Origin of the sequence: Nocardia arseniciresistens (assembly GCF_046764875.1) — a bacterium.
Taxonomy (GTDB): domain Bacteria; phylum Actinomycetota; class Actinomycetes; order Mycobacteriales; family Mycobacteriaceae; genus Nocardia; species Nocardia arseniciresistens.
In genome coordinates this window covers 108,623-133,808 of record NZ_JBKORD010000018.1, presented here as the reverse complement: position 1 = coordinate 133,808, position 25,186 = coordinate 108,623, and the positions used below count along the sequence as shown (strand labels likewise).

General features: G+C 64.0%; 22 protein-coding genes, 1 tRNA gene and 1 pseudogene. 9 read left to right on the top strand and 15 right to left on the bottom strand.

Annotation, left to right across the window (positions count from 1 at the left end; genetic code table 11):
* Positions 1-6 precede the first annotated feature (6 nt).
* From ACLMAJ_RS30035 to ACLMAJ_RS30025, 3 genes are all read left to right on the top strand, one after another.
* Positions 7-345: a YciI family protein gene (locus tag ACLMAJ_RS30035; RefSeq protein ID WP_412017217.1), complete on the top strand. Its 339-nt coding sequence runs from the start codon at positions 7-9 to the stop codon at positions 343-345.
* Positions 342-1,586: an RNA polymerase sigma factor gene (locus ACLMAJ_RS30030; RefSeq protein ID WP_412017216.1), complete on the top strand. Its 1,245-nt coding sequence runs from the start codon at positions 342-344 to the stop codon at positions 1,584-1,586. Before ACLMAJ_RS30035 ends, ACLMAJ_RS30030 begins: the two co-directional genes overlap by 4 nt.
* A gap of 180 nt (positions 1,587-1,766) precedes the next feature.
* Positions 1,767-1,940 (top strand): hypothetical protein, encoded by a 174-nt coding sequence (locus ACLMAJ_RS30025; RefSeq protein ID WP_412017215.1) that lies wholly within the window; start codon positions 1,767-1,769, stop codon positions 1,938-1,940.
* Here the strand turns inward: ACLMAJ_RS30025 and ACLMAJ_RS30020 are convergent.
* Positions 1,937-2,449 (bottom strand): DUF8020 domain-containing protein, encoded by a 513-nt coding sequence (locus ACLMAJ_RS30020; protein ID WP_412017214.1) that lies wholly within the window; start codon positions 2,447-2,449, stop codon positions 1,937-1,939. The two genes, ACLMAJ_RS30025 and ACLMAJ_RS30020, sit on opposite strands and share 4 nt — an antisense overlap.
* A gap of 825 nt (positions 2,450-3,274) precedes the next feature.
* Between ACLMAJ_RS30020 and ACLMAJ_RS30015 the strand changes: the two genes are divergently transcribed.
* Positions 3,275-4,135, top strand: a complete 861-nt coding sequence (locus ACLMAJ_RS30015) for a hypothetical protein (RefSeq protein ID WP_412017213.1) — start codon at positions 3,275-3,277, stop codon at positions 4,133-4,135.
* Between the two features lie 75 nt (positions 4,136-4,210).
* On the opposite strand, the pseudogene ACLMAJ_RS30010 reads toward ACLMAJ_RS30015, so the two are convergent.
* A pseudogene (locus ACLMAJ_RS30010) lies at positions 4,211-4,909 on the bottom strand (IS256 family transposase); the annotation flags it as partial.
* Between the two features lie 690 nt (positions 4,910-5,599).
* Positions 5,600-5,673, bottom strand: a tRNA-Ile gene (locus tag ACLMAJ_RS30005).
* Between the two features lie 120 nt (positions 5,674-5,793).
* Between ACLMAJ_RS30005 and ACLMAJ_RS30000 the strand changes: the two genes are divergently transcribed.
* Complete coding sequence (locus ACLMAJ_RS30000) at positions 5,794-6,225, top strand: nitroreductase family deazaflavin-dependent oxidoreductase (RefSeq protein WP_412017212.1); 432 nt, start codon at positions 5,794-5,796, stop codon at positions 6,223-6,225.
* A gap of 21 nt (positions 6,226-6,246) precedes the next feature.
* On the opposite strand, the gene ACLMAJ_RS29995 is transcribed toward ACLMAJ_RS30000, so the two are convergent.
* From ACLMAJ_RS29995 to ACLMAJ_RS29965, 7 genes are all read right to left on the bottom strand, one after another.
* A complete protein-coding gene (locus ACLMAJ_RS29995; protein ID WP_412017211.1) occupies positions 6,247-6,393 on the bottom strand; it encodes a hypothetical protein in 147 nt (48 codons plus the stop codon).
* 219 nt (positions 6,394-6,612) lie between these two features.
* Complete coding sequence (locus tag ACLMAJ_RS29990; RefSeq protein ID WP_412017210.1) at positions 6,613-7,608, bottom strand: zinc-binding dehydrogenase; 996 nt, start codon at positions 7,606-7,608, stop codon at positions 6,613-6,615.
* 462 nt (positions 7,609-8,070) lie between these two features.
* Positions 8,071-8,835, bottom strand: a complete 765-nt coding sequence (locus tag ACLMAJ_RS29985; RefSeq protein ID WP_412017209.1) for an alpha/beta fold hydrolase — start codon at positions 8,833-8,835, stop codon at positions 8,071-8,073.
* Complete coding sequence (locus ACLMAJ_RS29980) at positions 8,832-12,143, bottom strand: amino acid adenylation domain-containing protein (RefSeq protein ID WP_412017208.1); 3,312 nt, start codon at positions 12,141-12,143, stop codon at positions 8,832-8,834. Before ACLMAJ_RS29980 ends, ACLMAJ_RS29985 begins: the two co-directional genes overlap by 4 nt.
* 170 nt (positions 12,144-12,313) lie before the next feature.
* Positions 12,314-13,759: a pyridoxal-dependent decarboxylase gene (locus tag ACLMAJ_RS29975; protein WP_412017207.1), complete on the bottom strand. Its 1,446-nt coding sequence runs from the start codon at positions 13,757-13,759 to the stop codon at positions 12,314-12,316.
* A 350-nt stretch (positions 13,760-14,109) separates the two neighbouring features.
* Positions 14,110-14,676, bottom strand: a complete 567-nt coding sequence (locus ACLMAJ_RS38080) for a SanA/YdcF family protein (protein ID WP_479725044.1) — start codon at positions 14,674-14,676, stop codon at positions 14,110-14,112.
* Between the two features lie 410 nt (positions 14,677-15,086).
* Positions 15,087-15,419, bottom strand: coding sequence for a hypothetical protein (locus ACLMAJ_RS29965; protein ID WP_412017206.1), 333 nt, complete (start codon positions 15,417-15,419; stop codon positions 15,087-15,089).
* Between the two features lie 204 nt (positions 15,420-15,623).
* Here ACLMAJ_RS29965 and ACLMAJ_RS29960 point away from each other — a divergent pair, with 204 nt between their 5' ends.
* Positions 15,624-16,094, top strand: a complete 471-nt coding sequence (locus tag ACLMAJ_RS29960) for a glycine-rich domain-containing protein (protein WP_412017205.1) — start codon at positions 15,624-15,626, stop codon at positions 16,092-16,094.
* A gap of 3 nt (positions 16,095-16,097) precedes the next feature.
* On the opposite strand, the gene ACLMAJ_RS29955 is transcribed toward ACLMAJ_RS29960, so the two are convergent.
* The 3 genes from ACLMAJ_RS29955 to ACLMAJ_RS29945 form a co-directional block, all read right to left on the bottom strand.
* Positions 16,098-17,873, bottom strand: a complete 1,776-nt coding sequence (locus ACLMAJ_RS29955; RefSeq protein WP_412017204.1) for an SDR family oxidoreductase — start codon at positions 17,871-17,873, stop codon at positions 16,098-16,100.
* A gap of 62 nt (positions 17,874-17,935) precedes the next feature.
* A complete protein-coding gene (locus ACLMAJ_RS29950; RefSeq protein ID WP_412017299.1) occupies positions 17,936-19,045 on the bottom strand; it encodes a PDR/VanB family oxidoreductase in 1,110 nt (369 codons plus the stop codon).
* A gap of 25 nt (positions 19,046-19,070) precedes the next feature.
* Complete coding sequence (locus tag ACLMAJ_RS29945) at positions 19,071-19,973, bottom strand: metal-dependent hydrolase (protein WP_412017203.1); 903 nt, start codon at positions 19,971-19,973, stop codon at positions 19,071-19,073.
* A 280-nt stretch (positions 19,974-20,253) separates the two neighbouring features.
* Between ACLMAJ_RS29945 and ACLMAJ_RS29940 the strand changes: the two genes are divergently transcribed.
* Positions 20,254-21,651: a WS/DGAT/MGAT family O-acyltransferase gene (locus tag ACLMAJ_RS29940; protein WP_412017202.1), complete on the top strand. Its 1,398-nt coding sequence runs from the start codon at positions 20,254-20,256 to the stop codon at positions 21,649-21,651.
* Positions 21,652-21,776: 125 nt separating this feature from the next.
* Here the strand turns inward: ACLMAJ_RS29940 and ACLMAJ_RS29935 are convergent, their stop codons facing one another.
* A complete protein-coding gene (locus tag ACLMAJ_RS29935) occupies positions 21,777-22,712 on the bottom strand; it encodes an alpha/beta fold hydrolase (RefSeq protein ID WP_412017201.1) in 936 nt (311 codons plus the stop codon).
* A gap of 148 nt (positions 22,713-22,860) precedes the next feature.
* Between ACLMAJ_RS29935 and ACLMAJ_RS29930 the strand changes: the two genes are divergently transcribed.
* Positions 22,861-23,601 carry a glucose 1-dehydrogenase gene (locus tag ACLMAJ_RS29930; protein ID WP_412017200.1) on the top strand — a complete coding sequence of 247 codons (741 nt, stop codon included), beginning with the start codon at positions 22,861-22,863 and terminating at the stop codon, positions 23,599-23,601.
* A 12-nt stretch (positions 23,602-23,613) separates the two neighbouring features.
* On the opposite strand, the gene ACLMAJ_RS29925 is transcribed toward ACLMAJ_RS29930, so the two are convergent.
* A complete protein-coding gene (locus ACLMAJ_RS29925; RefSeq protein ID WP_412017199.1) occupies positions 23,614-24,624 on the bottom strand; it encodes a YdcF family protein in 1,011 nt (336 codons plus the stop codon).
* A gap of 179 nt (positions 24,625-24,803) precedes the next feature.
* On the opposite strand from ACLMAJ_RS29925, the gene ACLMAJ_RS29920 reads away from it, so the two are divergent.
* Positions 24,804-25,055: a hypothetical protein gene (locus tag ACLMAJ_RS29920; protein ID WP_412017198.1), complete on the top strand. Its 252-nt coding sequence runs from the start codon at positions 24,804-24,806 to the stop codon at positions 25,053-25,055.
* Positions 25,056-25,186 lie beyond the last annotated feature (131 nt).

Genomic DNA, 25,186 nt, shown 5'->3' with positions numbered 1-25,186 from the left:
CACGCGGTGAAGTTCCTGCTGAATCTCTATCTGAACGCCGCGGCCCTACCGGGACAAGAGTTCGACCACGAGCAGTTCCTGGCCGCAGCCGGGCAGGCAGGGGAACTGATCAGCGGTCACGTGTTCGCCGATCCGTCCATCAGCGCGGTGGTACGGGTTCGGGACAACGTAGTGACGGTGACCGAGGGTCCGTATCTTCCGACCCAGGATCATGTCGCCGGCCAGTACTTGGTCGACTGCGAAAACCGGGAGCGCGCCGTGGAACTGGCCTGCTTGATATCGAGTGGTGAGATCGTCGGCGTTGAGGTGCGACCGCTGATGGATTCGGCCGGGATGGAGATGTGAGCACGCCCGAACGGCTCGAGGATCTGCTGCGCGAACTGGCGCCGCAGGTCCTCGGCGCGCTGCTGCGCCGCTACGGCGGGTTCGAGGAGTGCGAGGACGCGGTCCAGGAGGCGTTGCTCGCCGCGGCGATGCAGTGGCCTGCCGAGGGCATCCCGGAAAACCCGCGGTCCTGGCTGGTCACCGTCTCTTCCCGCCGCCTGGTCGATCAGATACGCAGCGAGCAGGCACGCCGCCGCCGGGAGGTCACCGCAGCCGTGCGGGAGACGCCGGACACCGTCCTCGCGCCGATGCCCGGCGACGAAATCCCCGACGAACAGGACGACACGCTCGCGCTGCTGTTTCTGTGCTGCCATCCGGCGCTGACGCCCGCCGCTCAGGTTGCACTCACGCTCCGTGCGGTCGGCGGGCTCACCACTGCTGAGGTGGCGCGGGCATTCCTCGTGCCGGAGGCCACCATGGCGCCGCGGATCAGCCGCGCCAAGCAGCGGATAAGGACCGCCGGAGCGTCTTTTGCGATGCCGAGCGCCCAAGAGCGGGCCGACCGACTGGACACTGTCCTGCACGTGCTCTACCTGATCTTCAACGAGGGGTACACCGCCAGCTCCGGACCCGAGCTGCACCGCGGCGAACTCACCGCAGAGGCGATCCGGCTCACCCGAATGCTGTACCGATCCTTGCCAGATGACGGTGAAGTCGCTGGGCTGCTGGCGCTGATGCTGCTGACCGAGGCCCGCCGATCGGCCCGCATCAGACCGGACGGCGCCCTCATACCGCTGGCCGAGCAAGACCGGAGCCGGTGGGACCCCACCATGATCGAAGAGGGCACCAGGCTGGTGACCAACGCCATGTCCGTCTCACCTCTGGGCCCCTACCAGCTCCAGGCGGCGACCGCCGCACTGCACGTCCAGGCGCCGCGGGCCGAGGACACGGACTGGGAACAGATCCGCATCCTGTACGGAATCCTTCGCCGGATCGCACCGAACCCTATGGTCACGCTCAATTACACCGTCGCGGTCGCGATGAGCCGCGGCCCTCAGGCCGGACTCGAACTGCTGGAAGAACTGGACAGCGACCCCCGAATGGCCCGCCACCACCGCCTTTACGCCGTCCGCGCCCACCTACAGGAGCTCGCCGGCGACTACGCCGCCGCTCGAGCGAACTACCTGCTGGCGGCTCGCCGCACCACGAGCCTCCCCGAACAGCGTTACCTGCTGGAGAGGGCAGGCAAGCTAGACCGATAGCAGTCGCTCACTCTTCATCGCGAACGGATGTTGACTTCGGCACGCAGGTAGCGTCTCGTCGACACCGAGATTCGCGACTTCGCCACCGCGACAGCCGGTATCGGCGAGTAGGCGAATAATCCTCTGCCGGGTGACGGTGAGAGTGAATGGGAAATGCCTAGTCAGCACCGCTTTCCGGTCATGACGGTTCGCCCTGACCCGGATCTACACGAACGCGCGAAAGCAGTTGTCGCGCAAGTCGACTCGAATCTGAACGCGTACGTGGTGGCGTTCCTGCGCTGGCTGGTTCACGACATGGACGATCTACCTCAGCGACCAACCGCTGACACCGATCTCACGAGACAGCACACCTAGCCGATGAACTGGCCGATGATCGCACCGACCGCACAGCCGATGATGGCACCCACCAGGAAGAACCAGATCCCGATGAGAATGCCGATGACACAACCGACCACCTCGCCGACCTCGACGACGGCGAAGAATCCCTGTGCCAGGTGCAGCCCGGGCACGGGGGCCGACGCCGGGGTCAGCGTCAACTCCGTGCCGGTGTTGTCCAGCGCTGGCGTGAGGTTGAACGTCTGCCCGGTCTGGGCCTGCAACGTCGTCGGAATGGCGCCGACGACGGTGCCGTCGTCCGCAGTCACGGTGACCGCGGCGGGGCCGAGCGTGAATCTGCCTGATGCCAGCCGGACCAGCGCGCTGGTGTGATCGGCGGCGAGGGTGGTGGTGTAGGCGACGGCACCCGCGTTCGAGCCGACGGTGACGTCCGAGGCCACCCCGGCCTGACCGTTGGCCATGACGGTGGTTGTGCTGGTGGCCGCGATAGCCAAGATCGCAGTCGCCAGGAGCTTCTTGATCTTCACCGCACTTCCATTCGTTCCGATTTTCGACATTCCCAGGCGAACGGCACTGAACAGGATCGCTCCCGGCTATCTTCTTGTCTTCGGACAATATCGCAGTTCAGAGCAAATCGTTGGCTCACATTCCGCTTGATAGCTATTTCATCGCAATCATTCTCCGGTATGCGACGGCTCGAGTCGGGCTACCGGCGTGAACGCCCGCATATCGCCCCCATCGCCGAACTCGGTGTTGGCGCGGGGTCCCTGCCAGTTCGGAACCCCTACAGCTCAACACCGAGTTCGCGTTTCGGCGCGATCGAGGTCGACATCGACGCTGAACTCGCCCAACTCGGGCCGGCACAGGGGTGCCACCGCGGTGCGTGGCGAATAGTGAAGTTCGTCCACACAGCAGCACGACGGCAGAACACATCCAGCTGCGCACGACCGTCGAAAAACGATCTGTTACCGACACCTGACGCCGGAACGGGAACCACCAAGATAGCTACTGGCAGCGAAACCCTCTCCCGCACCGACTATTCAGGCAACAATCTATTCACGATGGGCAGCGGACATGATCACGAAATGCCGACTCCCGCGCGGCCCAGGAATTGGGTCCTCACGCTGCGGGATCGGCGCGCGCGGGATCGGCGCGCGCGGGAGAGTAGGTTGCTACGCGAGCTACTCGCCGCCGCCATCGTCGACACGCAAGCAACTCTGGCCCGTGACCGATCCCTCCTGGATATCGTGCCCTGGTACCAGGGTCGACTTCTCGCTCGCATCGGCGATGCAAACCCCGTAGATGAGCTTGGCGATGACCTATCGACGTGGCTGTGTCGCGTTCGATATCGGTTGAACGACACCAGCGATCACCGCGCCGCTGCGAAAACACAGCTCGACCGCTACTTCGCGCTGCGCATCGACTTCGACGGGACAGATGTCACCGCCACCCCCGGCCGTTACCACGACTTCTGGCGAGATCTGGCCTCCGCGTTGGCCAATCATGACCGCGTCGTCGGCGGCCTACACCGGGCCAATATCGTGGCGGTTGATCCGGCAGTCCTCACCGACGCCGCGTTCCTGGTCGGGCATTATCCTTTCGAACCCACATTGCGAACACGGTACGACGAAGCCGATCTTGATCTCAAGCTGATTCGGCCGCCGCGACGCCGCACTCTGGTGTCGTATCTGCGTGCTTCGCTCGCTGCGCGCTCCCTCGAGACAGGATTGAGTATGAGCCTCACCGCGATCATGCTGGCCGCTGCCACGTCCGGCACTGGCGACCCGGGCCTGGACATCGCCGCTGTCGCGGCGGCGGCGGTCCCGACAGTGGGGGCGGCGATGTCGGCGGTGACGCGGTCGGAGTTGTCCGAGATCGCGAACAACAACTTGCGGCGCATGTTGTGGGCCGGGCAAGGTTTGGCGTTCGCGGCGGTGGCGGCGTTTGTGGTGTCGGTGGGTGTGGGCGTGTCGGGATCGGTGTCCGACGCCACGACTGTGTACACGGCGTTGAGCGGAGGCGCGTTGGGTGGGGTGTCATTGATCGTGTCGGGCCGCACCAAGGACGCATTGAACCTGGCGGTGAAGCTGGAGATGATCAACGCTATCGAGGACCCGCGCGAACGTGATCGTGTGCGTGCCAAGCTGGCAATGGCCTCGATCGACGGGACACGGCGGGTTCGCTCAATCAGACCGCGCGGCACCAGCAGTTGATGGGCAATGGATCCGGAGGGGATGAACCTGGTCAGCGGCGACGCTTCTTACGCGACTGCTGTGCGCACTCGACATTTTGATCTCGGTCAACACCGCCAGCCAGAACTTCGCGCCTTCACCGCCGTCGCCGGCCCACAACCCGAGGATGTCGCGTTCACCGTTGCAGGTGACGCCGATGACGACATAGATCGGCCGGTTGGTGACCTGCCGTCACGGACATTGACGTGGATGGCGTCGATGAGATCACCGGATACACCCGCTCCAAAGGCCGGTTGCACCAGTCGGTCATCTCCGCGATCACTGTGTCGGTGATGCGGGAAACGGTGTCGCGCGAGACCGAGGCGCCATAAATCTCATCGAAGTGCGCTGAGATCTCACCGGTGGTCAATCCCTTTGCCGTCAACGACAATACGATCTCATCCACCCCGGTCAAGCGGCGTTGGCGCTTCTTCACGATCTGCGGCTCGAACGTCGAGCCGGTGTCACGCGGGACGTCGATCTCGACTGATCCGATCTCGGTCAGCACCGTCTTAGACCGAGTTCCGTTGCGCGAGTTCGGTGTTCCTCGACCGACCGGGTCGTGTTTCTCATAGCCGACATGCTCGGTCATCTCCGCTCCCAGAGCGGTTTCGAGCACCGTCTTGGTCAGCTGATTGGCAACCCGTTCGGGCCGACCAGATCAACACCTTGTTCTTTGGCCTGGGCCAGCAGCTGCTTGGCCAGCTTCTTCGGATCCACCACCTCGCCTGCCACGGCATCGAGTGTCTCGGACATCGAATGATCCTTCCCGCCGAATCATCAGGTTCGATGTGTTAGACCGAGATCAGATCAACCATTGTTCAGACAGTCCCCTCTCAAATGTTTGGTGTTGGCTCCCTCTCCACCCGACTGACAGGGTTTTCGGGCAGGCTGTCCGGGACTTGGTAGGTCCCGGACAAGTCCCGGATCTATCCCGGACAAATCCCGGCACTTTCCGCACGGGTGACCCAACGAATGTGTAGTTTTCCGGCGGGATATTTCGGCTACTGCTGGTCACCTTCGCGGATGCAGACCCCGATTTCGACGGTGGCGCAGGTGCCGAATGCGTTGCGGTTGTGTTGGGTTCGCTCGTCATGCTGTCACGGGTGGACTCCTTCCTGGATGTGTTCCCGGGCGGCGGTGAGGGTGCGGGTCATGAGGACGAGCTGAGGCTGACGTGCTCGGCGCTGCGTGCGTGCGACCCAGCCCTGCGTGGCGCAGGCGCAGGATCTCGGTCACCTTCTCCGGGTCACGCCGATCGGACGGGTCAGCGCTGCACAGCAGTTCAGCCACCCGCACCCACTGGTCGACCTCTACACCGAGTGCCGACGCGTGGTGCGTGGGTTCCTCGATCGCAACCGGTACGGCAGTGCGCAGCTACGGCCGCGGATCGTGTGCGGTGAGCCCTCTCCAGAAAACAAAAACCCGCTGGTCAGCGGGTGTTTGTGGGGCGGGTGGGGCTCGAACCCACGACCAATGGATTATGAGTCCACGGCTCTAACCGACTGAGCTACCGCCCCTCTTCTGCGGGTGTGCCGCAGGCGTGGGGGATGCTACCGGGTGGGGCGTGGCTTGCACCAGTCGGATACCTGGGAATGGTTAGGGTGGGGTGGAAACACCACCATATGGAGGGTTGGGCGATGGGCAGTGTGTTCGCGACTGTGCTGAAGGTGCATCAGTGGGTTTATGAGAACAGTGGTGGGCTGGTGGGGCATCGGGTGTTGTTCGGGAATCCGACGTTGTTGTTGCGGTGTGTGGGGCGGAAGACGGGGCTGGAGCGGACCTCGGCGCTGACGTATGGGCGGGATGGGGACGATTATTTGGTGACCGCTTCGAATGGCGGGTCGCCTCGACCGCCGGGGTGGTTGGCGAATCTGAAGGCTGAGCCGGAGTGTGAGATTCAGGTTGGGCGGCGGAAGATGAAGGCGCTCGCGCGGCCGACGTTGCCGGATGATCCGGACTATGCGCGGCGGTGGAAGATTGTGGACAAGGTGAATCAGGGGCGCTACAGCGCGTATCAGAAGATGACCAAGCGGCCGATCGCGGTGGTGGTGTTGTCGCCGGTCGGCTGAGGGGTCGCCGCTTTCGCGATCTCAGCGGTCGCTGTCGTCCCAGTCCTCGTCGAAATCATCTCTGTCCCAACGACCGCCGTCTTTCGGCGGCCTGCTGGCGAACTGCACGACCGCGGCACAGAGGGCGAGCACCGCGACGATAGCGACAACGACGATCAGAGTGTGCACGCAGGCACAGTAGCGCCGAGTCGAGCAGCACGCATCGGGTCGAGCGACCAGTTGGCCACTGCCGCAGTAACTTTGCGAACCTTTGCTTGTCAGATCACATAGCGAACCGCCAGCGGGGACTGTGTGATGCGCTAACCGGTTGTGTGACTTGCGAACCGGCTTTGCGAAGAATAAACCGGGGCCTGGGAGCCGACCGGACGCGCTCCCAGGCTCACCGACTCACACCGTCAACAAGGTGCGCCCCAGTGTGGCGCGGGATGCGATGGCGGCGTGCGCACGGTCGGCCTCTTCCAGCGAAAAAGTCTGGCCGATCACCACTTCCACGCTTCCGGTTGCCACCGCGGCCTGTGCACGCTCGGCCAGCGCATGCCAATCGGTGTCGGCACCGGTGATGTCGAACAGTCCGAGCGCGGTGATGCCGCGCGCCTCGGCGGCCGTCCGGTCCAGCTCGGCGAATCCGCCTGAGGCAGCGCCATATCCGATGAATCGAGCGCCGTCGGCGGCTGCCTCGGCGGCGGCACCGCCCAGCGCGCCGCCCGCTCCGTCCAACACGACGCTCACGCCCGCTCCACCGGTCGCGGCACGCGCGGCGGCCTGCCAATCGGGATCGGAGTAGTCGATGACGACGTCCGCGCCCAGCCGTGTGGCCAGTGCCAGCTTCGCCGCACCGCGCGCCGCGGCGATCACGTGTGCGCCTGCGGCGCGGGCGAATTGGATCAGCAGGGTGCCCAAGCCGCCGCCCGCCGCGGTGATCAGCACCCATTCCCCCGGCACGAACTCCGCCTTGTCGAACACCGCGAGGGCGGTCCTGCCGTCGTGTGCCAGCGCGACGGCCTGCGGCACGCTCAGCCCCTCGGGCACGGCAACCAGGGTGTCCGCCTTCGCGAGTGCCTTTTCGGCGTATCCCCCGATCGGCTGCCCGCCCCCGATGCCACTCGCCGCGGTCGCGGTGGCGACCCGCTTGCCCAGCCAGGCCTGGTCCACATCGGCACCGACCGCCGAGACCACCCCGCCGATCGCGCCGCCGGGCACGTACGGCAGTTCCAGCTTGAAGAACTCAGCGCCCCAGCCACTCCGCAGTTGGGTGTCGAGGAACATCACGTCGGCGGCCGCGACGTCGACGACCACCTCACCCGGCCCTGCCACCGGCTCCGGCACCTCACGCATCGAGAGCACTTCCGGTCCACCGAACTCTGTCGCCTGCACAGCACGCATGTCATCCTCCATCGCTTCACTGCCTGATCGGTCGCGACTCAGCATGGAACCTTAAGCACTGTTCAGGTCAAGTCGACGAAGGCCGATTACGCTCTGCGCAGAATCAGTCGGCGGCGGCTCGGTCGATACAGGCCTGATTGCCGACAGGCCAACTCGGGCAACGCATGGATGCGCTGCCGGGCCGGAACCAGCATTGCCAGGGGCTACACGGAACGGCATCGACAGCCGGGCGTCCCAATAGACCTTTGCGCACCGAGCATCCCGCTGAATCACATCTTCTCGTCGAAGATGCTGCCAGGCGCGGTCGTCGCGTACAGGTGGAGCGGCTTCTTCCTGACGCCGATTGTCGGTGGCACCGATGTGGTGATCGCTCGGGTCGTCTACTGCCGCTGCCCGAATCTCCAGCCATCCACACCGAGCCGCGCCCTGGACGTCGGAGCCGGCCCACAGGCGAGGGCTGCTCTACGCTGACCGCACGGCCCTGGCGACACCATCAATCAGTTGTGCGAAGGTCATCGGATGCGTGACGTGCGCACTGTGGGCTGCGCCGGGCAGCTCCTGATATCCACCTCGCGGTGCCAGCTCGGCCAGCCGTTCGCTGACCAATTTGTGGTGTGGCAAGCTCTCGCTTCCGGCGCTTGTGTAGATGTGGGGGACCAGGGTCACCGGATCGAACGTAGGGCCGACGTCGCGCAGAGTCTTCATCTCGGTAACCAATGCCGACCCCTCGTTACGACGCCGCTCCTTGATGCGTTTCGGCAGTTGCTCCCACCTCGCATCATCGAGCACATGGCGCATCATCGCCTCGGCGGCGTCCTCAGGGCTGCGCCCCTGTGCGAACACTATTTCTTCCCACGGTGCGATATCGGGCCACCACGGCAGCCACGGTAAAGGCGGCTCGTATGCGATAACGGCGAGCACCCGCTCCGGACACGTCTGCGCTGCGGAAAGGGCAACAGTTCCCCCGAAACTATGGCCGACCAAGATAACGGGATCGGGAGGCAGAAGGGCAATCAAGTCCTGGACATGATCGGTAACACTACCGATTCCGAGGTCGGCGGCCTTACCCCAGCCGCGCCGGTCATACCACGACAGCTGGTAGGTAGGAAGCGCGTCCAAGACACGACGAAAGCTACTGCTGTCGTCCAGCGAACCATGAATCAGCACAACATGTGCCAACGATTCACCATCGACGGCTTTTCTGGTGCGCAGTTCCAGGCCGGTCATTCCGCCAGCCGAAGTTGTTGCGCCAGCACATGATCGGCGACGCCAGCCGGCGTCGAAGTTTCCAGAATCGAGTCGACCGTGACGACAAGATCCAATCGTTGCTCGATACCGGACAAAAGATCGACAAACGACAGTGAGTCACCTCCAAGCTCGAAAAAGTCGGAAGTGTCTCGCACACGCATCTGCGGCAGTCGGAGGCATGTGGCGAAAAGTTGAGCCAAAGCCCATACCAATCGGGTATGAGTCCATCGGGCCGAAGCGGTGGGCCGCTCGGGCATACCCGACTCGATACCCGCCGTCTGGGCCTCTGGTGGGCTGACGCTCGGCGTCGGCAGGCCGACGGGCGAAAGTCGCAGCTTTCCGTTGATCGACAATCGCGGCTCGTCCACCACGCGGAACAGTGCCGGAATCATCCCGCTGTGGAGTCGCCCCCGCAGGTGCGCTTTCACCGCCGCCTCGTCGAACACGGAAGCGTCGGTCACCACAGTCGCGACAAGACGCTCGCCCTCGATGGTCACCGCAGCATGCCGAATACCTGGCGCGTTCACGAGAATCCGCTCGACTTCGTCGAGCTCGATACGTTGACCACGTACTTTCACCTGCCGGTCGAGGCGCCCTACATACTCGAGGCGGCCATCGGGACGCCACCGGCACATATCGCCTGTCGCGTACATGAGCCTGCCCGCGCTGCCGGCGAGCAGATCAGGGCGGAAGCGCTCTCGCATCAAATCCGGTTGGTGCACATAACGTCCGATACCGACGCCACCGATCCACAGTTCACCGATTTCATCGGACACCACCGGTCGGCCGTCGGCATCGAGCACGTAGGTGTACTTGTTCACGATCGGCTCGCCGATGGGTGGATCACTCTCGTCGGCGCGGCATTCGTACCACGTGGTCCAGATCGCGGCCTCGGCCGGACCATACAGGTTGAGCACCCGTCGATTCGGTGCAGCCAGTTGCCGGACAAGCCCCGCCGGAACCGGCTCACCGGCCGCCGCAGCAATACGCAATCCAGGCAGTTGATCGAACGAGCATGTCTGCCACGCACTAGGTGTGAGCGAGGCGATGGTGACGGCCTCGTCACGAACTATTCCGGCCAGGGTCGGGCCGGTGCATACATTCGCTTCTGGTGCGAGCACGAGAGCCGCGCCCGCGGTGAGGCCGACGGTCATATCGAAATGCCAGCCGTCGAAGTTGGGCGAGAACCACTGCAGTATCCGGTCTGCGGGGGTAGCTCGAAACACCTGCCGAACCGCAACCTGGAGGTTCAGCAGCGCCTCGTGGTCGACTGAAATAGCCTTGGGTGTACCTGTCGAGCCGCTGGTGAAAACTACATACGCGGTGTCGCCGAGCCTCAGACCGGGAACCACTTCACGGGGGCGCTCCGCATCGCTGATCTCATCGGCGTCCACGACAACGACGCGCGCTCCGACCGGCAATACGTCCTGCGCCAATGACTGTGCGCGTGCGTGCGCGCAGATCACCGAGACACCCGCCTCGGCAAGCATTGTTCGCAATCGCTCACGCGGGCAGGCGAGGTCCGCCAGTAGCAGCGCACCACCTGCTCTTGCTGTGCCGAGGGCGCCGAGAAACTGCTCGAACGATCGTGGCATCAGCACACCGACGACAACGCCCGGCTCGACTCCCAGCGCCTGCATACGGCCCGCGACGACATCGCCGCCGCGGTCCAACTCGCGGTAGGACATCTGCCGCCCGCCCTGGCGCAGCGCGACAGAATGCGGCGCGCTGACCGCGAAGCGGGCCACTACGTCCATCCACAGCCGTTCACCATCGAGCGAGATCGGTCGGTTGTTCCGGGAGCGCAATCGGTCGACTTCGGCTGTTGTCGCTCGATGCCACGGTCGTGCCCGTCCAACGTGGCCCGGGACCGAATCGGGCCGGGATCTCGCGGCCTCGGCTTCGAGTTCAAGACCGGGTGCCGAGTCGGTCGGCATCCATTCGGCTTCAGTGCCCGGTTCAGGCCCGAGCCCTTCGGCTCGGGCTTCGACTGGCGGTTTCGCATCGATAGCGTGTGCCACAGCGGCATGTGGCCTGACCGTGAGCAACACTCGCTGTGGGCTTCGTGTATTCGCATGCCCGCCCCAAATTATTGCATCGTCCTCGTCGACCACACTGAACGATTCGTACTTGTCCACAAAAGCGAGCAGCGCCAGCTGGGCCGCTTGCTGTGCGTCCACGCTTCCGACACAATGGTGGCGTCCGCTGGCGAAACCGAGATGTTTTCCCTCTCGGCGCACTATGTCGAACCGATCCGGATCGGAGAACTGGCGGGGGTCACGGTTCGCAGCCGCCAACAGAACCAGTATCGATTCGCCTTCCGAAATATCATGACCTGCCAATGACACTGCTTCGGTGGCGCGCCTGCCAACGTACTGGCTGGACCCCTCCATACGCATGACCTCATCGATGACATCACTGATCAACTCGGGCTCGGCCCTGAGCATGTCAAGCTGCTCGGGATGGCGGGCGAGCAACACGATTCCCATCGCGATCAGCTGCGTCAAGGTTTGATAGCCGCCCCCGATCAGCACCAACGCATTCGCGGCGACCAGGTCGAGCGCCTCGGCGAGCGTATCGCCGGATAATTCGGCGCCGGCCAGTCCGTTCGCCAATATCGTGACGAGGTCTTCGCCCGTGCCACCCCGCCGGATCGACGCCTCCGAACGCAATGCGCCGTACGCTTCCGCCAATATCGGAATGATGGCCTGGTCACGAATATCGGGCAGCGTCGATAATCCACCGAGAAATGTTTCATAGGCTTCCGCCCAGGCATAAACTTCCGAAACCCGATGGTCCAGTCCCAGCAGAGAGGCGATCAGTAAGGTCGGCAGTTGTCCGGCCAGGCCTTCCACGATGTCCAATCGCCCGCTCTGGGGAAGCTTTGCGAGGAGGTCCTCCACGATCTTCTGCACTTGCTTTTCCCGCGCAGCCACAGCCGCGGGGTTGAAGGCGGGCTTCAGCACGGTTCGGATCGCGGTATGTGCGGGCGGATCGAGAAAAAGCATCTGGCGCGACAGCATCCCGGTTATCCGGCCTATCTCGGTGAACCCCTGGTCGGAAAGGTCCGCTGGACTGCGCAATCGGGCCGAACCGAACCGCGCAGAGTCGCGCAGGACAGCCAGTGATTCGCGGTATCCCGTACAGACCCAGACCTTCCCCACATCGTCCCAGAAGACCGGATCCAGCTCATGGACGGCCCGCTGGTAGACCGAGGGATCGGCGATCGTCTTCGGATCGGCCAGCAAATGGATACTGTGCCGTCCGCGCTCGTACGTACCGCGCATTGAATTTTTCACTGTCAGCCCTTCGTCGGAAAAGGCGGTGCAGCGAAATGACTAGAATTACAGTGAAAGCCGTGGATCAGATGGAGCAGATTCAATTGAAAAAACCTTCGAAAAGCGATGCGAATGCCGGTAGGCGATCACTGATGACAATAATTCCGAGCGTGTCATCTTCAACTCGACAGGACTTCCGTTGCGAACTTCTGCAGCCGACACCACACGGCGGACACGTGCGATGATTCCGTGAACGGTGATCCTATAGCGAGCCGCAGCGTCAATCGTTCCGCCACGACCGTGTGGGTCAGGAAAGCCATACCATCGGAATTTACCCGGTGGAGCAATTCCTCGTTCAGCTCGTTATCAGCTCGGAGCCGAAAGCACACCAACCCTAGTGTTCGAGTAGTGACGCACTCGAAACGCGTGTCGGCCAGGACGAGATTCTCGAACTGTTCGGCAAGCCCAATTGTCGTGCGAATATGCTTCCGGAGGCCTTCTGCTCCATACCAGCGCAACACGAACCATAATTTCAACGCCCGAAATCTCCGGCCCAGAGGAATCTGCCAGTCACGGTAGTCTATGATCGATCCGGATTCGCTGGCGGCATTCCTCAAATACTCCGGGAGCACCGAAAGCGCCTGTATGAGTGAACTGCGATCCGCCACCCAGAAGGCACTGCAATCGAAGCCGGTGAGTAGCAGCTTGTGCGGATTGAAACAATAGCTGTCAGCGTATTCGATACCTTCGTGCATCCATCGAAACTCAGGACAAATCGCAGCCGCTCCTGCATAAGCTGCGTCCACATGCAGCCAGATACCATTCTCTTCACATATCCGCCCAATTTCCGGGAGCGGGTCGAAAGCCGTAGTCGACGTGGTTCCGAGTGTCGCGACGACCAGTGCGGGAACTCTGCCTGCCGCCTTGTCTTCGGCGATCCGGGCCGACAAGCGCTCGGCGTCCATCGCCAGGTCGACCGCACCGACGGGAATCGACCGCAAGCCCCTCGAGCCCAAGCCTGCGATACGAGCAGCCTTCTCCACGGATGAATGCGCCTGCGTCGACGCGTATACGACGTAGTCAAGGCCCCCCGGACCCCCCAGGCCGTCACGGCACCATGCGCCGCCGCTGACACGATTCAAGGCAGCCAAGGTAGCGATCAAGGTGGACGACGATGCAGAATCCTCGATGACACCCCCACCGGTGGAATTTGCGCGAAATCGTTCCGGCAGGTCCAGCAACTGCGCGAGCCATTCTATGGTGACGGTTTCCAGCTCGGTACACGCCGGGCTCGTCGTCCACAGCATGCCTTGCACCCCGAGCCCGGCAGACACCAGGTCTCCGAGCACCGAAGGGCCGGAGGTGTTCGCCGGAAAATACCCGAAGAACGATGGATGCTGCCAATGGGTAAGTCCAGGCAGAATAATCCCGTCGAGATCTGCGACAAGCGACCCGAGGCCATCCCCTTTTTCCGGCGGACTCTTCGGCAGAAGTCCACTGACACCGCCGGGCTCGATCGCAGACAGGACTGGACGCTCTTCTATGGTGTCCCAATAGTCGGCCACCCAATCAACGAGCTCGTGGCCGATCTTTCGGAATTCCGCCGACGTCATGTGCCCGGTCACGTTTGATCCTTGTTCGTGAGCTTGGACCAGTGCGTGACAGTCATACCCAGACCGACTTACTCAACGTGCCGGGTCCGATACACTGAACCTGAGCCATGCCGACGCTCCCGTTTTGCCGCAGTGACGGCCGAGCATACCAAGCGCCCTGTTCGCGCCGACTGGCCACATTCCCAGTGCTGGGAATGTGGCCAGTCGCACGTGATATACGTGAGGTTTACAATGCCATACCGGATTCAGGCGACGGCCCGGGAATCACATTATCTCGAACTCGATCGGGTTCGGGCGTCCATGGCCGAGCACTTGGCAATTCGCATGCGGCATACCCAGAGATGCTCGTCGATCGCATTTGATCAGCTCGGCAGGTGCCCAAACGGTAGCGGCCGAAAGTGCCGCTTCCCCACAATAATTCGACGGCAGCAAACAACACCGACACTTCCGATCGAAGTATCATCCATCTGCCACGTCGAGAGCCCCGCACCGTCGGACCGCACGAGCGCCGGATCGACACCGTGCTCAGCGAGATACCTTGTCATCGAGACAATCTCATCCCCAGAGGTGCCCGCCGCATCACCCGAAACCAGAATCTCGCGGGCCCTCCCGGCCCGCAACAACTCGATCGCGACATCGAGCCGCCCACGCAAATACGCCATCGGCGCACCGTCCGGCCCCACCTTCGCTCCCGGCACGATCACCACCGGAACCGTTGGCGCCGCGGCGGGGTCGAATCTGCGCCCGGACGAGACCACCCATAGCCGCACATTGGCCCCACCACGAGCAGCGCCATCCCCGCCAGCAGTCCGACACCCGCCGCCAGTACCCGCCGCCGCGGTCCACCGCAGAAGTTCCCGCTTCGCGACTTCTGATCGCCGTCCGCCGCAACCTCTTCCGTCGTCCTGAAGTGGACTTGCCCAGGACATCGGGGCGACCCGGAGCGATCCGCGGCGATCATTCATCGGCACGATCGAGCGGGTCCAACGGCAACAACGTACCTATCGCCCGGCGCCGAAGGACGCATGGACGCGCCGCGGGACCGGAACCAGAATTGCCAGGGGCCACACGGACCAGCATCGACGGCCCGGCGTCCCAATAGACCAGCACCGAGCATCCGCTGAATCACACTTCTCGTCGAAGATGCTGCCGGGCGCGGGCGTCGCATACAGGTGAAGCGGCTTGTTCCTGACGCCGATTGCGGGTGGCATCGATGTGGTGATAGCTCGGGTCGCCAATATGGTGTATTAGTTTTCCGCCGCCGCGAACGTCTCCGCTTCGCCCCGTCCGCTCATCGTCGGTCACGGCTCGAATCCACCGACTGAGCCGCCGAAATCGATCAGGAACCGCCGCCACCGCAACTGCTGCCGCCGCCGCAACTACTTCCGCCACCGGCACAACTACTGCCGCCGCTGCAACTGCTGCCGCCACCACAACCGCTGCCACCGTTACTGCTCCCACCGTCACTGCTCCCACCGCCGCAACCGCTACCCGAATTACCACCACTGCCCGAATCACCAGCCATCCACGCCGAACCGCGCCCTGGACGCCGACGGCGCGACGGCTGGGCGCTGGAAGCCTTGACGATGATCAGGACGACGACCGCGATAAAGCCGCCGATCCCCGCCACCAAGACGAAGAAAAACACGAGCGCGAGGCCGATCGACACCATGTGGGGAATGGTATCGGCCGGAAGCCACCCCGTGAACGGCTCAGCGGCCCCGTTCTCTACCGGTAGCCGAACCGTTAGAAACTGACCGCAGGCGCCAGGAAGATCTCGGCGGGGTCCGAAAGCGTCGTAGAGTGAATCGTGGTCCTCTTGCGCCCCCGAAACCGCTTACGGCGTCGAATCGATCTCCACGAGGTCGAAAGAACCGTGGCCACACTCGAATTGCCGGAGGCCGTGTTCAAGACCAGTCCGTGGCAGCCACGCGAGCTGGTGGAAACCGGTTTGCGGCAGTGGTTGCGCTGCTGTGGTGCCGCGATGCGCGACGGCCAGGTGATCGGCATGCCGTCGCACGCGGTGGACGAGGCTTGGCACGGCCTTATCCTCTGCACCGAGCGCTATGCCGAATTCTGCGCGACCGCCTACGGACGATTCCTGCACCACTATCCGGATGGCGTTGGGCCCCTGCGGAATTCGCCTCAGAAGAAGTCGCACGGCACGATGGCCGAACAGCTCGGCCGTACCGTCGTCGCCTGGTCCATGGTCGCGGCACCCGAGGAAACCTGCGTGCTCTGGGATCTCGATGCCCGAGTCGGCGTAGACCACCCGTGGGGCATCGACGCCCGGCGAGTCACGGCTATCGAAGCCGAACTCGGCCGGGCGTCGGAGACATCCGGGTAGGTCTCAGGTGAGCTTCACCCGCGCGGCGACGAATCGCACGACCGCCGGTGCGAACTTGTTGAACTGGTACTGCAACCGCGCCTCCGGGGTGACCGGGACAATGCTGCGGTCGCGTTCCACGGCCCGCACGATCTGCTCGGCCACCTTCTCCGGTCCGTAGCGACGCATCCGGTAGAGCTTGTCGTACTGCTCCTGCTTGCGCTTCTCGTCGTCGGCGCTGAGACCCGAGAATGTGGTGGTGGCAACGATATTCGTGTGCACGATGCCCGGGCAGATGGTGTGCACGGAGATATTGTGGGCGGCCAGTTCCGCGCGCAGGCAGTCGGAGAACATGAACACCGCCGACTTGCTGGTGGAGTAGGCGCTGAACCCCTGCTGCGGGCTGTAGGCCGCCATGCTGGACAGGTTGACGATGTGCCCGCCGAGCCCGCGCTCGGCCATGGCGGAGCCGAAGGCGCGGCAGCCGTTGACCACGCCGCCCAGATTGATCCGCAGCACCCGATCGAACTCCGCCGACGGGGTATCGAAGAAGCCTCCGGCCTGGCCGATGCCCGCGTTGTTGATCAGGATGTCGGGCACTCCGTGCGCCTCGAATACGGCCGCCGCGTGCGCGGTCACGTCCGATTCGTTCGATACATCCAGCTCATAGGCGTGCGCCATACCGTGTTGGGCGCTGATCAGGTCCGCGGTTTCCTTGGCGGCCACCAGATTGATGTCCGACAACACGATCTCGGCACCGAGCCCGGCAAAGGCCAGCGCGGTCTCACGGCCGATGCCGCTGCCGCCACCGGTGATGACGACCAACTGATCCTCGAAGGGCCGCTTACCGCGGCCGACCTCGGCGCGACGCAGCCCGCGCGGCACCGATCCGCCGTTGAGCGTGTCGATGAGCTCGGTGGTCGCGGTAGCGAGGAGTTCGGGGTGCGAGAACGGCATCCAGTGCCCGGCCGGGACATCGCGACGCCACAGCCGCGACACCCATTTGCGCTCGTCGTCATAGCCCGCCGGACGAACCGCGACGTCACGACCTGCGACGATCAGCTGCACCGGCACCTCGGTGCGCCGTTCGCGCGGCGAAAGCATGCGCTGCACGATATTGGCCCGGTAGATGAGCAGACCGTCGACGATGTCCTTGCGGAAGGTCGGTCCAAGGGTGACGTTCGAGGGCGCGGTCTCGTTCATGATCGAAACGACCCGTTGCCAACGCTGCTCGGTGCCGAGCAGCCCGAAGGTCGCGCGCGGCAGTCCCGGCGTCATGAAGAAGAACGTGTAGGCCGAGGACAGCAGCTGACTGAACGGCTGCCAGAGGTTGCGGGGCGTCGGCCGGGAAAGCCGGTCACGCATCCATTTACCCATGTGATCGAGGTTCGGACCCGACACGGAGGTGAAGGACGCGACCCGCTCGGCGGCCTGCGGTTCGCACACCGCCTCCCACACCTGCACCGAACCCCAGTCGTGGGCGAGCACGTGCACCGGCCGGTCGGGGCTGACCGCGTCGGCTACCGCGAAGAAGTCGGACGCGAGCGCGTCGAGGCGGTAGTCCTCGGTGCGCTGGGTGCGGGTGGACCGGCCGTGGCCTCGGGTGTCGTAGGTGACGACGTGGAACCGAGTGGTCAGCAGCGGCACGACGGCATCCCAGAGGTGATGGGTATCGGGCCAACCATGCACGAGCACAATAGTTTCCGCGCTTGGATCACCGTATTCGTAGACCGCGATATCGAATTCGCCGCTGCGAACGATCCGCTCCGTGACCACCGTGCCGATTTCGGTCGTCGTCATTGACGTGTCTCCTTGTTCCCCTGATTCGTACTTCGCCAGGCCGCTGTGCAGCGGTCGCTCGCTCATAGGTCGATTACCAATCGCCCACCCTGTGACCGCGAGACGCAGACGAGCATCTCGCCCGCCTTGTGATCGGCCGCGGTGAGCACGGTTTCGCGATGTTCGGGTGCACCCGAAAGCACCCGAACTTTGCAGGTGCGGCAGAAGCCCTGGCGGCACGAGTACGGCCGGTCCGGTCGACTGTCGAGGATGGTGTCGAGCGCGGAACGGTCCGCGGCCACTTCGACAACCTCACCGGTGGAAGCGAATTCGATCTCGAATGGTCGACCGTTCACGATCGGTGGCGGCGAGAAGCGTTCGGAATGCAGCTCCACGCCCGACATTTCGCGCACCGCGGCGGCGACGGCGACGGTCATCGGGACCGGGCCGCAGCAGTACACGGCGGTATCGCCGCCTACGCCCGCCAATAGCGTTGCGGCATCCGGCAGTCCGTGTTCGTCATCGGTGCGGACCGTGACCCGATCTCCGAAAGTCTCGATCTCGTCGAGGAACGGGATGGCGTCACGGTTGCGGCCGGTGTACACCATCGACCAATCGATACCGAGCCGCATCGCGAGTCGTGCCATCGGCAGTATCGGCGTGATCCCGATTCCGCCCGCGATGAAATGCAAACGGGCAGCTGATGATCCGCGGCCAGGCACCGCGAACGGAAAGGCATTACGTGGCCCGCGCACCGCGATGCGGGAGCCGACCGGCAGCTCGTCGTGTACCTCGATCGACCCACCTCCGCCGTTCGGAATACGACGCACCGCAACCCGATAGGCACGGGTATCGGCCGGATCGCCGCACAGCGAGTACTGCCGCAGCCGGCCCGAGGGCAATTCCAGATCCAGGTGCGCTCCGGGACGCCACGGCGGAAGTTCGCGGCCGTCCGATGCTTCCAGCCGCAGACTGATCACGTCCTGATCGTGCGCCTCGATCCGTCGACCGGTCACCACCAGCGCAAGCCGGTGGTCGTCGATGCGCGGCGCCAAGTCTTTGCGGTTGATCAGCGTGCTCCACCGCAACCGCGCCGAGGCGACCACGTCGAGCACCCGGACCGCCCGGTCCTGATCGCGCTTGCCGAACAGGTCCGCTGGTAGCTGTTCCGGGGTGGGCAGATAGGTCACGATGCCGCCTGACCTGCGCTCGGCTTGTTCACGATGCGACCGCACGCGCCGCGGGCGACTTGGCCAGATACGCGACAGCCTGCGCGGTAGAGCCGACCGATTCCGGGTTGTAGCCGGGCTTGAACGTCGAGAGCGCGCTCCATAGCAGCGACGGCACCCCGGGCAGCGCACCGCGCCACATCGCCCCGAGGACGCGCTTGATCAACCGCGGATAGCCGAGGTCGGGCAGCGCCGGATCCTGGTGCACCATGTATTTCGTGCCGCGCACCACAAGCGTGAGGAAGATCGGGAACACGATCGTCATGAGCGCCGCACGCCGCAGGTATCCCGCGTCGAAGTAGACGGCCACATCATGGGCGACGTGCCGGTGCTCGACTTCCTCCGCGCCGTGCCAGCGGAACAGGTCGGCCACCCGCGGGTCGGCTCCGAATTTTTCCAGATCCGCGTTGAGCACCCAGTCGCCGAGGAAGGCGAAGAAATGCTCCAGGCAGGCGATGAACGCCAGCCGCTCAACCATCACCTGACGCTGCGCTACGCCCGCTACATCCTTCGGCCCCAGCGTCTTACGAAACAGGAACTCGGCCTGGCGTACATACGGTCCAGGGTCGATGCCGTTGGCGGCGAGCACCTCGTGCAGCACCTTGTCGTGCGTTTCGGCATGCATCGACTCCTGGCCGATGAAGCCGAGCATGGCCTCGCGGAGCTTGTCGTCCTTCACGAACGGCAGCGCCTCCGTGTAGGTGGCACAGAACATGCGCTCACCCTCGGGTAGCAGCAGGTTCAGTGCGTTGATCAGATGCGACGCGATCGGCTCGACGGGCATCCAGTGCAGCGGCGTATCCGCCCAGTCGAATTGCACATTGCGGGCATGCAGAGCGACCTCGCCGGGATCGATGTCCGGCGGCCGCTGCGCCCAGCGAAGTAGCTTCATCGGTACTCCTTTTCGCACAAGCCACGCCGCTTCGTTGCACACCTTCCTGCGTGGCTGTAGCGATAAGCATACACATATCTAGAACCGCGGGTAACACACAATGCGTACCCGGTCAGCGCTAGGAATCGAGAGCGCCACAACGCGCCAATCGACCGGCGAACACTCCCGTGGCATCCGATATCCCAACATCGTTAGCCCGCTTAACAATCGAGAACTAGACTGTGATCGACCTCCCTCCCAATGCCCAGAAAACTAGAACGCGTTCTAGTAGGGTTTTGCTATGGAACGACTAACCGGATTGGATGCCAGCTTCCTGTATCTCGAGACCGGGACCCAGCACCTGCACGTGTGTGCACTGTTGATCCTGGATCCCGCCGCAGGAGGCACGCAGTACTCATTCGACACATTTAAGGCAGAACTCGGCAGACGGCTACCGCTGGTCCCGCAGATGCGGCGGCGGGTACACGAGGTGCCCTTCAATCTCGACCATCCGGTCTGGGTGGAGGACGCGAATTTCGACCTGGACTATCACATTCGCCGCATCGGCATACCGAGCCCCGGCGGGCGCGAGCAACTGGCCGGACTCGTCGGCGACATCGCGAGCAGGCCGATGGATCGCGACCGTCCACTATGGCAGATGAACGTGGTCGAGGGCTTCGACGGCGACAAGATCGCGGTGATCTGCAAATACCACCACGCGGCGGTGGACGGCGTCACCGGAACCAGCATGATGATGCACCTGTGCGATCTGGAACCCGGGTCGTCACCGCAGGAACCGGCCGAGCAATGGCGGCCCGAGGCGGAGCCGAGCGATTGGAAACTGGCCGCCGAAGCGCTTGTCAACCTCCCGAACAAGCTGGGGCTCGTCGGCATGATGCCGAAGACCCTCGGCATGGTGGCCGGGTTCGTGCAGCGACGCCGGGAGAACAAGGCGGGCATGGCCTTACCGTTGACCGCGCCGCGAACCCCGTTCAATCGGGCCATCACCCCGCATCGCGCGGTCGCGTTCACCGAGACGAATCTCGATGCCATCAAGGAGATCAAGACAGCGTTCGGGGTCAAGGTCAACGACGTCGTGCTGACCGTCGTCGCCGGGGTGCTGCGCGCGTACTTGGAGAAGCACGACGAACTACCCGACCGCTCGTTGATCGCCTCGGTGCCGGTCTCGACACACGACGACTCCCGCCACACCGATGGCATCAACAAGGTCTCCACAATGTTCTCGCGCCTCGGCACCGACATCGCCGATCCCGCGGAACGCCTGCGGCAAGTGGCCGAGTTCAACCGGGGGGCCAAGGACGAGTACGAGCTCATCGGCGCAGACTTCCTACAGGACTGGTCGAAGTACGCACCGCCGAACACCTTTCAGCTCGCGGCCCGCGTCTACTCGTCGCTGAAGCTGGCCGAACGCCACCCGGTGGTGCACAACCTGGTGGTCTCCAATGTTCCCGGCCCACCGATGCCGCTGTATTTCCTCGGCGTTCGCGTGGACGGCATGTATCCGTTCGGCCCGGTCTTCCACGGCGCGGGACTGACGGTCACCGTGCTGTCCAATAACGATGACCTGGATTTCGGCTTCATCGCGTGCAAAGAGTTGGTGCCCGATATCGAAGCACTCGCCGAGGCCGTTCCGAATGTGGTCGACGAACTGCTCGCCGCGGCACGCGCCCTGAGCTGATCCACCGCCGCCCTGTTCGCCATCGCCGCCGAACAGGGGTTGCCAACCCGGCTCACAGGGCATCGGCGGCGACGCCTATCCCCCGCCCAGCGGGGTGCAGTCTCCCCGCGTGGCCGATGTGGAAATCACTCTCCTGACCTGGCCCGGCCCGACGTCACTCGTGCAGCGACAGCGGCGACGGCCTCCAGCAGTACCGGCACGAACCGGTCGGCGCTCAGCACGCAGGACGCGTGGCCGCCCTTGACAAGATGAATGCTCGCGTCGGGAATCATGGTCGCCATCTCCAACTGCCGATAGACGGGTATCGCCCGGTCACGGGTGGTTACGACGACAGCCGTCGGCATCGTCAGCGTGGAAAGCCAAAGGCTGGAGTCGAATCGACCGACCTCGGCGATGACTTGCGCGAGTGCCCAGCCACTTGTGCTGCGAAACTCCGTCAACGCCCACCGTTCGAACCGGCCCGGCGCCCAGGTGTGTTCCGGTAGTTCCGGCAGCCGTCCGTGATGCAACTCCGCACGCTGAAAAGCATAGGGCCCGAACGCATCGGCCAGTGCGCCGAAGGTCTGATGGAAGGCCCGCTCACGGAGCTTCTCCTGGAAGCGATACGGCGTGGCACACAGCACCAGACCACTCACCCGATCCGGATGCCGGTGCGCGGCAAGCAATCCGACGACGCCGCCGAGGGAGTACCCGGCGCACATCGCCTGCTCGACGCCCACCGCGTCGAGCACCGCGACAACATCGTCGGCGCAATCCTCGACCGAGAACCGTTCCGAACGAATACCGCGGCCGTGCCAGCGCTGGTCGAACACGATCACCCGGAATCGTTCGGCGAGCGCATCGAGCGCGGGAAACCAGGTGAGATACCCGGTGCAGGCCGTGGCGTGCAGCAACACCAGCGTCGGCGCGCCCTCGGGCCCCGGAATGTCGACCACATAGGTGCGGCCACGTCCTGGCAGTTCCACCAGCCGCCCGCCGGGCACTTCGGCAATATCGGGCACCCCGGCGCGCCGGCCGAACCGTCGCATCGCCATCGCCGCACCGCGGTTCGGGTTCGTCATCGTGAGCCTCCTGCGGCAGGGTTCACATCGGACAGAATTAGAACGCGTTCTACATCGATGATGCCATAGAGTTATCGAGCACATTTCTGCAACGCGTTCCAGTAAGTTGACGGTGTTCGGCAACAGAACGAGAAATGGAGGTGCCGCGATGGCGCGGTTGACCGGCAAGGTGGCGTTGATCAGTGGCGGGGCGCGCGGCATGGGCGCGGCACACGCCAAGGCCCTGATCGCCGAGGACGCGCGGGTGGTGCTCGGTGACATTCTCGACGAAGAAGGCGCCGCGCTCGCCGAGGAACTCGGCGACAATGCCGCCTACGTCCACCTGGACGTCCGCGAGCCGCAGCATTGGCGCGACGCGGTCTCCGCAGCGGTCGATCGCTTCGGTGCGCTGAATGTCCTGGTGAACAATGCGGGCATCGTCAACGGCAACCTGCTCGTCGACTTCGAGCTGTCGGAATGGCAGCGGATCATCGACATCAATCTCACCGGCACTTTCCTCGGCATGCAGGCCGCCACCCCCGCGATGACCGAAGCCGGCGGCGGGTCGATCATCAATATCTCCTCGGTGGAAGGCATGCGCGGCAGCCCAGGCCTGCACGGCTACACGGCCAGCAAATTCGCCGTCCGCGGCCTCACCAAATCCACCGCACTCGAGTTGGCGCAGTACGGAATTCGAGTGAATTCGGTACACCCTGGCCTGATCCGCACCCCGATGACCGAGGGCATTCCCGCCGACTTCCTGCAGATCCCGATGGGCCGCGCCGCCGAACCCGCTGAGGTTTCGGCGCTGGTGACCTTCCTGGCCAGCGACGAGTCCTCGTATTCGACGGGCGCCGAATTCATCATCGACGGCGGCCTCACCGTAGGCGTCCCGCACAAGAGCTTCTGAGCACGCTGGGCGCTACCGGGTATGAAAGCCGCTCGCCAGCGCGGCGATCACCGGTAGCGCCGCCAGCGCGATACACGCGGTGATGTTGACCCATTTGCTTTCGACCAAGATCGCGACGAACTCCCGCAACATGGCACTCGGCCAGAAGTAGAACGCCGTCGGGGCACCGACGACCTCGGCGTCCAGATGCAGGCCGCGCGCCAGAATGGCCGTCCGCAGGATATGGAAGTTACTGGTAACCAACACCATTCGGGTAGACGTACCGCGCGCACCCAAGAGTTCCTTGGTGTAGAGCAGGTTTTCGTGGGTAGTTGTCGATCGGCCTTCCTGCACGATGCTGTCGGCGGGCACGCCTTTATCGACGAGATAGCCCGCCATCGCGGACGCTTCGGAGACCGCTTCGTCGGATCCCTTTCCGCCACTGGTGATCAGCAGCGGATGGCGCCCCGAGGCGACCTCGGCGCGGTAGACCTGGATTGCCCGATCGAGCCGACTCGCCAGCAGTGGCGGCACCCCCGCTCCGATCAGTCCGGAACCGTGCACCACGATCGCGTCCATGCCCCGCTTGTACGGCAGCCGGCCGTAAAACAGCGAGTACAGCAGAAAATTGAGGAACACGAAGCTCAGGTAACTGATCACCGTGACCAGTGACGCGAAGACAACGACAAGCCACGGATGCTCGGTGACAATCGCCGCGACCAGCAGCACATACGGCACGAGCAGGGCGATGCCGAGCCCCATCGACAGCAAATTCGCCGCGCGCAAGCCCTCGCGCCGCACCATGAGCGCACCATTGAGAACAAATAACCCCGACAGCACCAGCACCAGCAGCGGCGAGAGCACTATAAGCAGCCCGAGCAACTCGACGGGCAACTCACCCTGTGCGCCCGAATCGGCCAGCCATACACCTGTGAATATCAGCCCGAGTAGTAGATAGCTGCCATTGCTCAGTCGCCGTCGATCCTTTCGGAACCGCAGCGCGAAGACACCCAGCAAACACAATCCGATGACGAGCAAGATCACCTGGCCACGGTAACCGGGCCGGATGCTGTCACCGCGTGACGGCACGCTGCGCAACGGCCGCGAACTCGGCTACTGGTGCGCCGGGTGCCATCGAATCCGGCCTGTCGGCGAAACTCCCGACTTCGGACGTGGAGCCGCGATGACCTTGATGCCCTCTGCACCTCAAGGGGTTTCAACCAATGTCGGATGCCGTCGGCGCCTCCGATCTCGAATTCGCGGTGGGGGGGACCGACGTGGGCATTCCGGTGATCGACCCAGCCGATGAGGCCACGCGATATCTGGCGTCCGCGGTGCACCTCGATGACGAGCTCGCCGATGTCCTCGTCGAGGAGTGCCTGGCCGAGCCGAAACGTCCCATTCCGCCGTCCCCGGTGTCCGCGCCGCCGCCGTGCTCCGCGAGGCCGCGGCCGCGCAGGCACGCCGCCGGATGATCAGTGCGGGTCTGCTCGTCCTGCTTATCGGCATGCTGGCCTGACACCGAGCGACCTGGCGTGGGTACGCAAGATGTTACGTAACTCATATCATCTGACCACCATCGGGCATCTAGTATGAGTTCCCTACG